Source organism: Hymenobacter sublimis, assembly GCF_023101345.1.
In the GTDB taxonomy this organism is placed as follows: domain Bacteria; phylum Bacteroidota; class Bacteroidia; order Cytophagales; family Hymenobacteraceae; genus Hymenobacter; species Hymenobacter sublimis.
In genome coordinates, this window is the sequence record NZ_CP095848.1 from 4008027 (window position 1) to 4021429 (window position 13403).

Here is a 13403-nt window from a genome sequence, read left to right on the forward strand (position 1 = left end):
ACACATGAGCGGTAGCCCCACTTCTGCCTCAGCTGACCTGCTTCAGCAGTTCCAGCAGGCCTTTGCCGACGTAAACCTGTCCTCCGCGGAAGCCCACCACCTGCGCGACCGGCTGGCGAGCTTTGCCGGACAGGGCGGCGACGTGGGGCAACTGCGCCATCAGGTGTTTGCCTTGGCTCGGGAGCGGTTCAACACCTTCAAGGACAAAGCCGTGGTAGAGTGGCTGGAGGCGGCCACCATATTACTGCCCGAAGCAACCCTTCCGGTTCCGCAGCTCCAAAGCAGCGCCGCAGAAGTGTATTTCAGTCCCGGCCAAGAGTGCGTAGCGGCTATTCGGCGGTTTATTCTGGAGGCTCGGAGTACCCTGGACGTTTGTGTATTCACGGTGGCAGATGATCGGCTGACTGATGCTTTGCTCACGGCGCACCGGGCAGGCGTCCGGTTACGGCTGCTCACCGATAACGACAAGCTCTTTGACCGGGGCTCCGACGTGCGCCAGTTGCACGCCGCCGGCGTACCCGTGCGCACCGACTGCACCGAGTACCACATGCACCATAAATTTGCCCTAGCCGACCGCCAACGGGTGCTTACGGGCAGTTATAACTGGACTCGCTCGGCCGCGGAGCACAACCTAGAAAACCTGCTCATCACTTCGGATCCAGCCATTGTGGCCCGCTACGCAGCAGAGTTTGAGCGCCTATGGGCCCAACTGTCTGCTTACCAAGGCTAACGGCTCGCTTCAATACCCTGGGCTGTACCACGCAACAAGGCCCGGCGCTCAACTCCCAGCAGGAGCCAAGCGGCGGGCCTTGTTGCGTAGTTCTGGAACCAGCCTAGGCTTATTTGGCCGAGGTAGTCTGGATTTGGGCGCCTTCCGCCGAAGGGCGCCGGATGATCAGAGGAAGTTTAGTGGTTTCGATGCCCACGGTCAGGTTCAGGTTGTAGTCGCCGGCGGGCAGGTCGGTAAAATCGAGGGACTGGTGATGCGAACCGGCCGGCTGCTTACGGTAGTCCGACACGCGCACGGCAATGCCGCGCTGGTTGTACAGCACCCAGCCCAGGGGCTTCTCCTGGGCCAGCTGATACGACATCTGCACGACGCCGTTGCTGGGGTTGGGGTACACGCTCATTTGGTTGGCTCCTACGCCGGGCAGGCTCATGGCCGCTACTACCGGCGGAGCTTGGGCCGGGGCTACGGCCGTTAACTTCCACTGCTGGGCTTCTTTGCCGGAATAACGCCGCTGCTCCACTCCGCCGCCTTCCGCAACGTCAGCTGAATCCCTCGCGGAAAGGGCCTTGCGGCTGTGCTTGGCAAGCAGCTTGTAGTAGCCACCGCCCACTTCCTCAATGCGCCAGATTTGGTTGTTACCGCTGTAGTAGTTCCAGAGGCTCATGGGCGCCCCGTTGGACGTGGAGCTGCCCAGCACCTCCAGTACCTTATTGCTGCCCTGCACCGAAATGCGGTAGAAGCCTTCACCAGCCGGCTCAATTTTCCACTGGGGGGCCTTGCCTTTGCTGTTAGGGTCCAGTACCCGGCTGGCATACCGGCCTTCGTCAGGCACTTCCAGCGGGGCCCCGGTGGTACGCACCGTTAGGGTATACACGCCGGGAGTCAGGGGCACAGGTGGGGTAGCCGTAGCGGCGGCTTCGGCGGCGGCCTTGGCTTTCGCGGCGGCTTTGGCAGCGGCCTTTTCATCGGCTTTAGCTTTCGCAGCTAAGGCCGCGGCGCTTGGGGCCGGGGCGGGCTTGGGAGCCGCTTTAACGGGGGCCGCTGGTTTGGCCGCTGCCGTAGCAGGTTTGGCGGTAGCAGCGGCGGGCTTGGTGGCAGCAGCGGCGGGCTTGGTGGTAGCCACCGGTTTGGCCGTTGGGGCAGGCTGAGGAGTAGCGGCTTTGGCTACCGGGGCCGGGCGCGGCCCTGCCGGATCGGGAGTTGTGGGGGAACCTAGGGGGTAGAGGTTGCCCATAGGAATGACCTGCGCGGCTTGCCCCGGTGGCACCCACTGGAGCTGAATGCCCGCTTCGCCGCCGCCATCGTTGTACTCCAGCCGGATGGTGGTTTTTTCACCGGCCGCTAGGCTTACGTTTGGGTCGAGGGTGCTGTTCTTTTTTCCATCCCAGGTATCCAGTACTTTTTTGCCATTTACCCACAGCCGAACCTCATCTGAGGTAAGCGCCACGAAACGGTAGCGGCCGGTACTCGGGGCGGCCAGCAACCCTTCCCAGCGCACGGAAAAGTTATCGGACGGTACGCCGGCAGCCGGCGCGGCCATGCCCCATCGGAAGTCAATGGCGCCATCAATCCGCTGCAGGGCTGGGGCGCCGGCCAGGCTGCCATTGGTGAAGTAAAAGCCCGTGAGGCCGGTACCGAACCCTTGCACTGGCTTAGCTACCCTACCCACGGGAGGGTCAGCCAAGAACCTAGCTTCGGGCCGGCCGGGCGTGGTTGCCACAGCAGGCGTGCCGTTGGTGAAACCCAGCCAGGCCAGGGAACAGACTAGTAGATATCGCACAATATGGAAACTTTGGGTGGACAAATCAGGGGAAGCTGAACCCTACAGCGGCAACTCGGGAAACCCTACGCATTTTGTACATTTTCCGGGTTGGTACTATTTCAACAAGATAAGCCATTTAGGCCAGAATCTTCCCATCTCACTGCCAGTCTGGACTTTTCGCCCGTGAACAGTCCCGCAAATATCGGGTTTTAGGACGTAGGTACGGCTGGGTAAGTGCGTATTTTTGATCTTTCCCTTCCTACTATGACTGAGGCTATTGCGTATTTACCTACCCCACTGGGACCGTTGGAATTGCGGGGTACGGAGGCTGGCTTGCACGAGGTGCAATTCGTGAAGCCGCACCTACTGGCAGCGGTTCCTGGGGCCGCTGCAACGGCGCCCATCCCGGTGTGCTTGCTGGAGCCGCACCGGCAGCTGCGGGCTTACTTCAACCGGGAGCTACGCGAGTTTGACTTGCCGCTGGCCGTAACGGCCGGCACCGAGTTTCAGCGCCGGGTTTGGGCGAACTTACCCACGGTGGGCTACGGCCGCACGGCATCCTACCTAGATCTGGCCCGGCACCTGGGCAACCCGGCCGCCGTGCGGGCCGTGGGCGCTGCCAACGGCCAAAATCCGCTGACCATTATCTGGCCTTGCCACCGCATTATTGGGGCTAGTGGTCAGCTCACCGGCTACGCTGGTGGCCTGGACCGCAAGCGGTGGCTGCTGGCCTTTGAGCAGCCGCTGACCCAGACGACGTTGTTTGGCTAAGCAGGCTACCTATCCCGCCGGCCGGAGCGGTAGCCCCACGAAGGCAAGAAGCTCCCGGTAGATAATGTTATGCTGCCAATACAGCTGCAACACCATCGGAATGTGGTTTTTGCCCGGCAACACCCGGTAACCCGGGGCGTGGCCTAGCTTCGTTAATTTCTGCCGGAACCGCGCACTGCTGCTTTGAATAGAGGGGTAGGTTTCGCCGCCCACGTACACCAGAAAAGGCGGACTCTGGGCCGTGACGTGATAGAGCGCCGATACTTCCCGCCAGCCTTCCGGCTGCCGCCCGAACGACACCAGGTACTGCGCATCACCGGCGTACTGCTTTTTCTGGAGGTAGTCGTACATGTCTAGGCCGGCGGGGTCATCGAGAATAGCGCCGCGCACCGGATTCTGGGCTACTCCTCGCCGTTCAAACAGGCGGTTATCGGCAGCCAGCAGCGCGGCCAGGCCCCCGCCGGCGGAGTGACCCATTACGAAGATGCGGCTGGGGTCGCCGCCGTACTCCTTAATGTGGCCAACCGTCCAGATAACGGCCCGGGTGCAGTCGTCGGCCATTTGCGGCACTTGTACCTGCGGAGCTAGTCGGTAATTGATGATAACCGCTACCACGCCCTGTTTGGCGAGCCGCCGCCCAATAAACGAGTACAGATTTTTGCTGCCGCTGTTCCAGTTGCCGCCGTGAATAAATACCACCACGGGCCGCAACGTGGCGCTGCTGGCTTTGGGCGCATACACATCCAGCCGGTGCCGCTGGTCCTGGTACGCCGAGTCGGTGACGGGCACGTAGGCCACGTCTTGGGTGCGGCGGCTGGGGCGGGCCGTGGCGTATTCGTTGGCAACGGCCAGCAGCAGGGCCAGCACTAACAAGGCGGGCAACACCCGGAAAAATAATGTGGGCATAGAAAGCAGGAAACGGCAGAAAACAGGTACGCTCATCGACCCGGGCCGGATTGCGGGGCCTACCCGAAAGCGCCAACGGGAAGCCCGCGCGCAGGTTGCCCGCCGTCGGTTATCTTTGACAGTTCCCGGCGGCTTACTTTTTGCCGCTCCTGTTCGTTAGGCTTTTATGAAATCCACATTTTTACTTGCGGCGGCCTTACTGCTCTGGGGTGCCGCACCGGCTCAGGCTCAGCGCAAAAGCAAATCGGCTGGCCCGGCCCTGGAAATGACTACCGCCGCCCGCCGGCTCCAGCCCCTGTTTGGGGGGCTCACGCCCGCCCAAGCGGAGCAATTGGTAGGCCCGGCGTACGTAACCAAGGTAGCCGGCAGCTTTGCCTCGCGCGCCGAAGCCAGCCGCTTCTTCAGCACCAAAGGTTATGAGTACCTGCGGGAAAGCCAGCCTGACACGGCCGCCTACCGCTTCAATCTGGCCTGGGTACTGGACCCCACCAACGCCGACGCCTACCGCGGCCTGGGCATTGTGGTCAGCCGCAATCCTACCCCCGACCAAGCCATTGAACTGCTTACCCGCGGGCTGGCCCTGGCGCCCACCAACAATCTGTTACTCAGCGACCTGGGCACCAGCTACATGATGCGCTACGAGCTGACCAAGAAGAAAAAAGATCTGACCACGGGCATCGAACTCCTGGAAAAAGCCACCACCCAGGACGCGACGAATGCCGTGGCCTGGCAGCAGCTAGGGCGCGGCTACTACTACCAGGAAAAGTACGACCAAGCCTGGGCCGCCGTGCACAAAGCCCAGAGCACCGACCTTACGGCGGTAGACTTCGACTTGGTTTCCGACTTGCTCACCCACCTACCCGACCCGCAGGGCAAGTTCAAATAAAGACCCGCCCGCTGGCGTTAGGCAACGACTACTGCCCCGGCCGCGTATGCCGGGGGCCCACCTACCGTCTACCCGCGTGAACATTCGTCCTCTTTTCCCCGCCCTGTTGCTGCTCTCGGGCCTGGCAACAACCCAGCAAGCAACTGCCCAGGATGGTGGCCCCGAACGCCGCCGCCGGTATTATGATGGCAACGCCCGCCCCTACTACCGCGGACCGGTTCGGTTTACGCTGGGCGGGGGCGTGGGGCTGTACAGCGGCGACCTGACCAGCGGCCTGGGTGAGCAGTTTGTAGGGCCTAGCTTTAGCGCCGGGCTGCTCTACAAAGTGCGGCCCCGCTGGCACGTGGGCGGCGAGGCCTCCTATGTGCAGCTAGGCGCGAAAGACCAACTAGCGGAGCGCAACCTAGCCTTCCGCAGCCGCAACGGGTCCGGGGTAGTACTGGTTCGGTTTGAGCCTTTCCGCGACGAGGCAGCTTTTGCCGATCCGCGCCGGCCAGCGGCCTTGATTAAGCCTTACCTCAAAGCCGGCGTGGGTTTTCTGCTCTATAGTCCCAAGGCGTACAACGGCACAATGCGCCCCGACGACAATACCGTGTTCCTGCCCTCAGAACGCAACGACTACCCCGCAATGGCCCTGGTAGCACCCGTCGGCATCGGACTCACGTTGCGCCTTACCTCTCAACTGAATGCATCCATTGAGGGCGCTTATTCCTTCACCACCACCGACCAGCTCGATGATATCAGCCCGGTGAGCGGCCGCTCCTCCTCTGACCGCAACGATGGATTCGGGCAAGTGGAGCTGAAACTAGAGTACGCGCCTTGGAAACGGTAACGCGCAGTTCCAGAAACACATAGGCCCTGACTTAGAGTCGGGCCTGTGTGTTTCTAGGGTTATGTGCTTCTAAAAAAGGCCCGCCAGATGGTGGGCCTTTTCGTGCCGGGAAGTTTCCTGCTCGACTACTGCTAGCCAGGGTAGAATCCTCATTTTTGCGGGGGCAGTTACAACTGTCAGATCAATCTGTAATCCGTACAACACTTCAGATACTCCCATATCTCTCTATGCAAACTTCCTCATCTAGGCCGGGGCGCTGGAACCTGACGGGCCAAGTGGCCTTGGTTACGGGCGCTTCCAAAGGCATAGGCGCAGCTGTAGCAACTGAACTGCTGGCCCTGGGCGCTACGGTGGTAGCCGTAGCGCGTACGGCTCCGGACCTGGAGCAGCAGGTAGCTCAGTGGCAGCAGCAGGGCCTGGACGCCCACGCCCTGCCCGCCGACATAAGCACACCGGCCGACCGGGCCCACTTGCTGGCTACGGTAGCTGAGCGGTGGCCGCAGTTGCACATTCTGGTTAATAACGTGGGCACGAACATCCGTAAGCCCACCGTGGAGTACTCCGAGGAGGAATACCGCTATTTGTTGGCCACCAACCTAGATTCGGCCTGGGAGCTAAGCCGGGGGGTGCAACCGCTGCTGGTAGCCGCTGGCGGGGGTAGCATCGTAAATATTTCCTCGGTGGCGGGGCTGGCCCACGTGCGCACCGGGGCCGTGTACGGCATGACCAAAGCAGCCTTGATTCAGCTGACTCGCAACCTGGCCGTGGAGTGGGCCGGGCTGGGCATTCGGGTAAACTGCGTGGCCCCCTGGTACATCAAAACGCCGCTGGCTGCCGGTGTGCTGGGCAACGAGGCGTACTTGCATGAGGTGCTGAGCCGCACGCCCATGCGGCGCATTGGGGAGCCGGAGGAGGTAAGCGCCGCCGTGGCCTTCTTGTGCCTGCCGGCCGCCAGCTACATCACGGGCCAAACCATCAGCGTCGATGGGGGCTTCTCGGTGAATAGCTTCTGAATAAGAACTGAATAACGGCGTAGGCAGCTAATAACTCTGCGCCATGAGGTGAGCCTAATAGCCTGAAAAGTCCTTATCGTATCATACGATAAGGACTCTTTAGGCTGAAGCAGATAAGAAATTAATCAGGAAGGCGTCGGCAGTGGGCCGATCAGACTGTGTAGTCAGTAATGAAAGAACGTCATTCCGAGCTTGTTGAGGAATGACGTTCTTATGAAGCGGCTAATGCTACCTGCCTACACAAACGGTTACGCCTACTCAATTGCTCATGTGGCGCAACGCAGCTTCGTAGCGGGGCAGGGAGCCGTCGGCGGAGGCCAGGTAGAGGAAGGGTTCGATTAGCTCTAGCTCCATGAGCAGAAACTCGCCGTTCTGGTCCAGGCCATCGACGCGGGCGTAGAGGCAGCCGGCGGCAAACTGCTGCACAATGGCATCGGCAGCTTGGCGCAGGTGGGCCGGGGCCTGCCGGGGCTCAATGCCGCCGCCGAGGTAATGTTGCACCCGAAAGTCGCCGGACTTGGGGGTTTTGAGCACGCAGTGGCTGAACTCGCCGCCGAAATAAATCAACGACCACTCACCTTCTTCCTGAATTTCGGGCTGGAAGGGCTGCACTAGGAAATCCTCGTCGCGCAGCAGTTCCTGCAGTTGGGGCTGGCGGATGGCCGACTCCTGGCGCGTGAGCACGAAGGTATTTTTGGCGCCCCCGCTCACGGCGGGTTTCACCACCAGCGTATCGTGGCCCAGCTTGTCGAACAGAGCGGCCGTTTCTACGGCCTGGCCGCGGCTCAGCCAGTGGGTGGGCACAATGCGCACCCCGGCCTGCTCCATATCCAGCAAATACTTTTTGTCGGCATTCCAGCGCACGGTAGCCGCGGGGTTCAGCATCTTCACACCCAAGCTTTCCATCCGGTCGAGCCATTCGTAGAACTCGCCCACCCGGTCGAAGTAGTCCCAGGGCGATTTCACGACTACCACATCATAGCGGAGCCAATCAACGGCGGGATTGGTCCAGACGCGGGGCTCCACCGTATGGCCCTGCTCGCGCAGGTAGCGGGTCAGCAGGCCGTCCTCATCTTCCACGTTGGGGGCGGCGTACTGGGCAAGGCTTTCACAGGTAACTAAGGCAATATTCATTACGGGTGCAGAGGGAATTTGTCGGTTTTTTCGGATACAGGCGCCGGTTGGCGGCCTGGATGGGCTACTAGACGGTAAAGTTGCACTGCGGTTGCGCTTTGCTTATTAAAGCGCAACAAAGCGCAACCACGCTGTCATTCCGAGTGGAGCGAGGAATCTAGGCTCGCCTCTAGAGAGTAACCCAGATTCCTCGCTCCACTCGGAATGACAAGGGAAAGCAGAGGTAGCTCCCTCTGCTTTAGTCTGAGGGTGCTACTTCTTGCCCGCGCTAAGGTAGTCGGCGGCCAGGGTAGCCAGGGTTTTCACGCCCAGGGTCAGCCCGCTTTCATCCACGAAGAAGCCGGGCGTGTGGTGCGGGGCCGTGTCGGCGGGGTTCTTGCCCTTGGGCATGCCACCCACGAACACGAACAGGCCGGGCACTTTCTCCTGGAAATAGGCAAAGTCCTCGGCCCCGGTCACGGCCTTCTGCACCCGCACGTTGGTAGTGCCGGCGGCCCGGTTCAGGCTGGGCACCATCTGCTCGGTCAGGTGCGGGTCGTTGTAGGTCACGGGGGCGTAATTCACGATGTCTACCTCGGCTGTGGCCCCGGCGCTTTCCGCAATATTGGTGGCCGTACGGCGCACCGCTGCCCATATTTTCTGCTGCATGTCCTTGTTAAGGCAGCGGATGGTGCCGGTCAGCTCCACCTGCTCGGGAATGATGTTGTTGCGCACCCCACCGTGCACCATGCCCACCGTCAGCACAGCCGCGTCTTCCGTCAGTTCAGTTTGGCGGCTGACGATGGTTTGCAGGCCCAGGATAATCTGGGCGGCCGTTACCACGGGGTCAACGGCCAGCCAGGGGTAGGCGCCGTGGGCCGATTTGCCCTTCACCTTGATGTTGAATACGTCCGAGGAGGCCATTTCCCCGCCGGGACGGTAGGAAAGCTGGCCTACCTCAGTCTGGGCCTGAATGTGCACCCCGAAAATAGCATCCACCTTGGGCTTGTCGAGGGCACCTTCCTGCACCATGAGGCGGGCGCCCCCTACCACGCCGGGCAGGGAACCTTCTTCGGCGGGCTGAAAAATAAACTTCACGGTGCCGGGCAGGTCCTTCTTCACCTGGCTCAACACCTCGGCGGCTCCCAGCAGCATGGCCACGTGGGTGTCGTGGCCGCAGGCGTGCATGACGCCCACTTCCTGGCCGTTGTAGGTGGTGCGGGCCTTGGAGGCGAAGGGCAGGCTGTTGCTTTCCGTCACGGGCAGGGCGTCCATGTCGGCGCGCAGGGCCACCACCGGGCCGGGCTTGCCACCTTTCAGAATCCCGACGACACCGGTACGGGCCACGCCGGTTTGCACCTCAATGCCTAGCTTTTTCAGGTGCTCGGCTACTAGCGCGGCGGTGCGGATTTCCTGGTTGCCGAGTTCGGGGTGCTCGTGCAGGTCGCGGCGCCAGGCAATAACCTTGGCTTCCTGCTGGGCCGCGAGCTTGGCAATTTGGGCGTCGAGGGCTGTGTTTTGGGCCAGGACGGGGGCCGCCGTGAGGAGGGCCGCCGTGAGGGCAGTACAGGTAGTAGCGGAAAAAAGCTTCATGAGGAATCTAGAGGTAGAGGCGCACAGGCCGTTGGAGAGGAAAAGTACGCCGCAAACCGTTTCGGACCGAAAGTGCCCCGCAAAAAACCGCGCTAGCTGAAATGGCGGTAGGTTTGCCACCGCGGCGTCTACTGCCTCTGGGGCGGCAAGACGAGGCCGCTTTACTTCTCTCGTTGCATGTTGTCTTCTTTTCCCACTTGGCCGGAAGCGTGGCGGCACCCGGCGTTCCGGCGGCGCCTGCTGCTGGTACTGGCCCTGCTGCTGCTGCTGGCCGCCAGCCTGCCGCGCTTTTTTGCCTGGGTGCAGGCCCGCCCCGGCATTATCCTGCCCGATCCGCTGCTGGCCTTGCTGCCCGCCCGCAACGTATCGGGGCTGACGTTTGCCATTATTTACCTGGGCATTGGACTGGGAGTAGTTACGCTGCTACCCCAGCCCTACCGGCTGCTACGGGCCCTCACGGCCTACCTACTCCTGCACGGGTTTCGGTGCCTGACCCTGGCTCTATTCCCCCTGGAGCCGCCCATTGGCCTGATTATACTCCGCGACCCGCTGGTGGAGCAACTGTTTTACGCGGCGCCCGCCCCCATTACCAAAGACCTGTTTTTTTCGGGCCATACCGCCACCTTGTTCCTGCTGGCCCTGGCAGTACCCGCTGGCTGGCGCCGCCGCGTTCTGCTCGTAGCCACCGTGGCCATTGGGCTGCTGGTGATGATGCAACGGGCCCACTACAGCTACGATGTGCTAGCCGCTCCGCTGTTTGCGGGTCTGAGCTTCTGGCTGGCCGGCAAGCTGACGCCCAAACAAGGCTGAGTCTAGCTCAGATTTTATTTCAAGTGCTTCTCGTAGATGCCGGCCGCAATGCGCTCCGTGAGGCCTTTGGGCACCAGAGAAGTCAAAGCCGCCGATACCTTGTTGAGCGCGCCAGGAATCACCTCTGCCTCACCAGCTAGCAGGGCGGTAATGCCCGCTTCGGCTACCTGTTCGGGCGTCATGGATACTTTGTTGGCCACGGCCTGCAGGTCGGCGTTCATGCCGGCGCGGTCGGCAAAGTCGGTGGTGGTGGCGCCGGGGCTCAGGCACGTTACTGACACGCTGGTTTCGCGCAGCTCGTAGCGCAGACCCCGCGAGAAGCTGAGCAGAAAGGCCTTGCTGGCGGCATAAAGCGTAAGGGTAGGCACGGCCTGGTAGGCGGCCGTGCTGGCCACGTTCAAAATGTAGGCCTTGGGCTGGCGACGTAGCAAGGGCAGCAGGGCGTAAGTCAGCTCCACGGGCAGGTGCATATTGAGCTGGAGCATGTTCTGCTGCTGGGCCAGGGGTAGTTCCTCAAACCGTCCCCAGAGGCCATAGCCGGCGTTGTTTACCAGCACGGCCAACTCCTGCGTTTGGGCGGTAACCCAAGCTGCCAACTGGGCAGCCGCTCCGGCACCGGCCAAATCCAGGGGCAGCACCTGAGCTGAGCGCCCCAGCTGCCGGGCTTCCGTGGCTACTTGCTCCAACTGGTCGGCGGAGCGGGCCGTGAGCAGCAGGTCGTAGCCTTGGCGGGCCAGCACAAGCGCCATGGCCCGCCCAATTCCGCGGGAAGCACCGGTAATAAGGGCAGTTTTCAAAGGCGAAATAGTGAAGTAGTGAGGTTGTGCAGTAGCCGTATGAGGTAGTAGGCAGATAGGTAAACCGCCTGTCACCCTGCATAAGCTCAGGATGACAGGCGGTTTACTTACCGAGTATTACTTCACCAAGTGAAGAAACCGCAGATAAAACGGGGTAGGGCTGTTTTCGTGCTTGGGCTCGTATTTGCCGGCAATAATGGGCACGTACATCACCCGGCGGCGGGAGGCTTCGCCCACCAGCGGCGACTGGGCCACGCGGTGCCACATGCGGCCGTCGTGCACGGTTAGGTCGCCGGCTTCAGTTTCCACGGCTACCTCGTGGGGGTCGGGGCCTACGTCTTTGTAGTATTTCTTGCGGAAGAGAATGTCGCGCAGGCCCTGGCGGTGGGTGCCCGGAATGAGGCGCAGGCCCCCGTTGGTGACGGGCGTGCCATCGAGGTGAACCCCTACGTTGAGCATAGGCCCAATTTTCTTGCCGTAGAATACGTCGCGCAGGGAGTCAGTATGCCAGCCCATCTGCGAAAACTCCGAGCCCGCCACGTTCACGTAGTGGTTAATCACCAGCCCGTCCTTCTCGTTTTCGCCTACCCGGCCGCCGGGCGCTTCCAGCAGCGGAAACAAGGCCTGAAACCGCGGGTCCTGCAGAAATTCGTGCAGCACGGGGCTGTGGTGAGAAGCAAAAGCAAAGCGCTGCACAATGGGCGAGCCATCCACATCCTTACCGTACTTGATAGGCACTCCATTTACTTTCTTGACGTCGTCGGTCAGCCACTGGTGTTGTACCTGCTGGGAAGCCTGCAGCAGGCTCTGAACGGTTTCCGGGGAGATGAAAGCGCGAAAGTGGAGAAATCCATGCTCCTGAAAGAAGGCCAGCTGTTCGGCCGTCAGGCTTTCTCCTAGGGTAAAACGAGGATAGGTTAGTTGTAAGGGCATAAGCAAAGGCGGTCAGCAAAACGCCTAGTGAGGGGAGGCAAAGATACGATACCAAGGTTGCCGCTGCAGAAAAAGTGCTTCCCAACCCTGAAATCCGACAACGCAGTACCGTAGGGCGCGCCTCCCGCGGTGAAGAATGAGTGAATCAACCGCCGACCCTGCGTTTGGTTTACCGCGGCTGCGTACCTTAGCTGCAATAGCCGGGGCTCACCCAGGCCTTGTCGCGCATGAAACGCCCCCTATTCCTGCTGTTGTTGCTGATGCTAGCGGCTGCCAATTCCGGGTGGGCGCAAACGGCCACTTCCCGCCTGGTGCCGTTTCGGAAGGGCGGCAAGTGGGGCTACGCTGACCAGTCGCGCCGGCTGGTGCTGCCCCTGCGCTACGACGAGGCCGGGCCCTTCGTGGAGGAAATTGCCTGGGTGCGCCAGGGCCAGCGCTACGGCTACATTGATGGCGGCGGTAACCCCGTGACGCCCCTGCAGTTTACCCGGGCCACTACCTTCCGGCTGGGCCGCGCCACCGTGGAGCTGAACGGCGAAACCTTCGAGTTGGGCCCCACCGGCCAGCGCCTGACCGAGCCCGCCCCCGCCGAGCCGGAGGAAGAGCCCTTAGAGCACGGCGACCTAGTGCGCAAAGAAGGCAAGGTAGGCTTCCGCTTCACGGTAGGTAGCGGCAGCGTGCCGGCTCTCTACGATGAAATTCGGGAGAACTACAACGGCTTGCTGTTTGTGCGCCAGGGTAGCAAGTGGGGCGTTATTGATAGCCGAGGCAAGCTGGTGCAGCCCGTGCGCTACGATGCTATTCGCCTGACGGGCAACCTGATGTTTCCGGTGGTGCAGTTGGGTCAGCTCTTCGGCTACCTCGACGAGGAAGGCAATACGCTCACGGAAATCCGCTACCCCCAGGCCGAGCCTTTCCTCGGCGACCTGGCCCGGGTGCTGGCCCCCGACGGGCAGCCCGGCTACATCAACACCAACGGCCAGGAGTTCTGGGAGTAGTGGCGAAATGGTGCGGTAGTGAAGTAAGAAGAGTGGTAAGCAGGCCGGTAGTCACCATCAGATGTCGAAGTAGTGCGGTTGGTGAAGGTGTTAAGTTGACGCTTCACGCCAGGACGGCACCACCACTAGCTAGGTAGCGTAGCCTATACGCTACCTATTTTATTCCCAGCTGTGCCTCTACTGGCCGCAGAAGGCTAAAACGCGGCGTCCCATCTTTTACTACTACCCGCTATTCGCCGTAAACCGCCTACCTTCCTTT

Annotated in this window: 13 protein-coding genes; 7 read left to right on the forward strand and 6 right to left on the reverse strand. The window is 61.5% G+C overall.

The features are described 5' to 3' along the window. Window positions 1-4: 4 nt before the first annotated feature. Entirely contained in the window at window positions 5-730 is a 726-nt protein-coding gene (locus MWH26_RS16840; protein WP_247975183.1) for a phospholipase D-like domain-containing protein, read from the forward strand. Between the two features lie 109 nt (window positions 731-839). Here the strand turns inward: MWH26_RS16840 and MWH26_RS16845 are convergent, their stop codons facing one another. Beyond that, window positions 840-2510, reverse strand: a complete 1671-nt coding sequence (locus MWH26_RS16845) for a PA14 domain-containing protein (RefSeq protein WP_247975184.1) — start codon at window positions 2508-2510, stop codon at window positions 840-842. Between the two features lie 246 nt (window positions 2511-2756). On the opposite strand from MWH26_RS16845, the gene MWH26_RS16850 reads away from it, so the two are divergent. Further along, window positions 2757-3263 carry a methylated-DNA--[protein]-cysteine S-methyltransferase gene (locus MWH26_RS16850; protein ID WP_247975185.1) on the forward strand — a complete coding sequence of 169 codons (507 nt, stop codon included), beginning with the start codon at window positions 2757-2759 and terminating at the stop codon, window positions 3261-3263. Window positions 3264-3272: 9 nt separating this feature from the next. Here MWH26_RS16850 and MWH26_RS16855 read toward each other — a convergent pair whose 3' ends face one another. Further along, window positions 3273-4169: an alpha/beta hydrolase gene (locus tag MWH26_RS16855; protein WP_247975186.1), complete on the reverse strand. Its 897-nt coding sequence runs from the start codon at window positions 4167-4169 to the stop codon at window positions 3273-3275. Window positions 4170-4335: 166 nt separating this feature from the next. Between MWH26_RS16855 and MWH26_RS16860 the strand changes: the two genes are divergently transcribed. The 3 genes from MWH26_RS16860 (at window position 4336) to MWH26_RS16870 (ending at window position 6900) form a co-directional block, all read left to right on the forward strand. Continuing rightward, window positions 4336-5055: a tetratricopeptide repeat protein gene (locus tag MWH26_RS16860; RefSeq protein WP_247975187.1), complete on the forward strand. Its 720-nt coding sequence runs from the start codon at window positions 4336-4338 to the stop codon at window positions 5053-5055. Window positions 5056-5131: 76 nt separating this feature from the next. Continuing rightward, on the forward strand, window positions 5132-5887 hold the full coding sequence (locus MWH26_RS16865) for a hypothetical protein (RefSeq protein ID WP_244698099.1): 756 nt from the start codon (window positions 5132-5134) through the stop codon (window positions 5885-5887). Window positions 5888-6114: 227 nt separating this feature from the next. Then, the gene (locus MWH26_RS16870) at window positions 6115-6900 is read left to right on the forward strand and encodes an SDR family oxidoreductase (protein WP_247975188.1); all 786 of its coding nucleotides are present in this window, start codon (window positions 6115-6117) and stop codon (window positions 6898-6900) included. A gap of 258 nt (window positions 6901-7158) precedes the next feature. On the opposite strand, the gene MWH26_RS16875 is transcribed toward MWH26_RS16870, so the two are convergent. Both MWH26_RS16875 and MWH26_RS16880 read right to left on the reverse strand, forming a co-directional pair. Further along, complete coding sequence (locus MWH26_RS16875; RefSeq protein WP_247975189.1) at window positions 7159-8034, reverse strand: ATP-grasp domain-containing protein; 876 nt, start codon at window positions 8032-8034, stop codon at window positions 7159-7161. 252 nt (window positions 8035-8286) lie between these two features. Then, a complete protein-coding gene (locus MWH26_RS16880) occupies window positions 8287-9606 on the reverse strand; it encodes an amidohydrolase (protein WP_247975190.1) in 1320 nt (439 codons plus the stop codon). 177 nt (window positions 9607-9783) lie between these two features. On the opposite strand from MWH26_RS16880, the gene MWH26_RS16885 reads away from it, so the two are divergent. Beyond that, on the forward strand, window positions 9784-10416 hold the full coding sequence (locus MWH26_RS16885; protein ID WP_247975191.1) for a phosphatase PAP2-related protein: 633 nt from the start codon (window positions 9784-9786) through the stop codon (window positions 10414-10416). 14 nt (window positions 10417-10430) lie between these two features. On the opposite strand, the gene MWH26_RS16890 is transcribed toward MWH26_RS16885, so the two are convergent. Together MWH26_RS16890 and MWH26_RS16895 are read right to left on the reverse strand one after the other, a co-directional pair. Continuing rightward, window positions 10431-11213, reverse strand: coding sequence for an SDR family NAD(P)-dependent oxidoreductase (locus MWH26_RS16890; RefSeq protein ID WP_247975192.1), 783 nt, complete (start codon window positions 11211-11213; stop codon window positions 10431-10433). Window positions 11214-11330: 117 nt separating this feature from the next. After that, window positions 11331-12146, reverse strand: coding sequence for a phytanoyl-CoA dioxygenase family protein (locus MWH26_RS16895; RefSeq protein WP_244698118.1), 816 nt, complete (start codon window positions 12144-12146; stop codon window positions 11331-11333). A 227-nt stretch (window positions 12147-12373) separates the two neighbouring features. Between MWH26_RS16895 and MWH26_RS16900 the strand changes: the two genes are divergently transcribed. Beyond that, complete coding sequence (locus MWH26_RS16900; RefSeq protein WP_247975193.1) at window positions 12374-13144, forward strand: WG repeat-containing protein; 771 nt, start codon at window positions 12374-12376, stop codon at window positions 13142-13144. Window positions 13145-13403 lie beyond the last annotated feature (259 nt).

Bases quoted from the DNA above. Each gene is read 5' to 3' on its own strand.
- MWH26_RS16840 (WP_247975183.1), top strand. From the start codon at position 5: ATGAGCGGTAGCCCCACTTCTGCCTCAGCTGACCTGCTTCAGCAGTTC.
- MWH26_RS16850 (WP_247975185.1), top strand. From the start codon at position 2,757: ATGACTGAGGCTATTGCGTATTTACCTACCCCACTGGGACCGTTGGAA.
- MWH26_RS16855 (WP_247975186.1), bottom strand. From the start codon at position 4,169: ATGCCCACATTATTTTTCCGGGTGTTGCCCGCCTTGTTAGTGCTGGCC.
- MWH26_RS16860 (WP_247975187.1), top strand. From the start codon at position 4,336: ATGAAATCCACATTTTTACTTGCGGCGGCCTTACTGCTCTGGGGTGCC.
- MWH26_RS16870 (WP_247975188.1), top strand. From the start codon at position 6,115: ATGCAAACTTCCTCATCTAGGCCGGGGCGCTGGAACCTGACGGGCCAA.
- MWH26_RS16875 (WP_247975189.1), bottom strand. From the start codon at position 8,034: ATGAATATTGCCTTAGTTACCTGTGAAAGCCTTGCCCAGTACGCCGCC.
- MWH26_RS16880 (WP_247975190.1), bottom strand. From the start codon at position 9,606: ATGAAGCTTTTTTCCGCTACTACCTGTACTGCCCTCACGGCGGCCCTC.
- MWH26_RS16885 (WP_247975191.1), top strand. From the start codon at position 9,784: ATGTTGTCTTCTTTTCCCACTTGGCCGGAAGCGTGGCGGCACCCGGCG.
- MWH26_RS16895 (WP_244698118.1), bottom strand. From the start codon at position 12,146: ATGCCCTTACAACTAACCTATCCTCGTTTTACCCTAGGAGAAAGCCTG.
- MWH26_RS16900 (WP_247975193.1), top strand. From the start codon at position 12,374: ATGAAACGCCCCCTATTCCTGCTGTTGTTGCTGATGCTAGCGGCTGCC.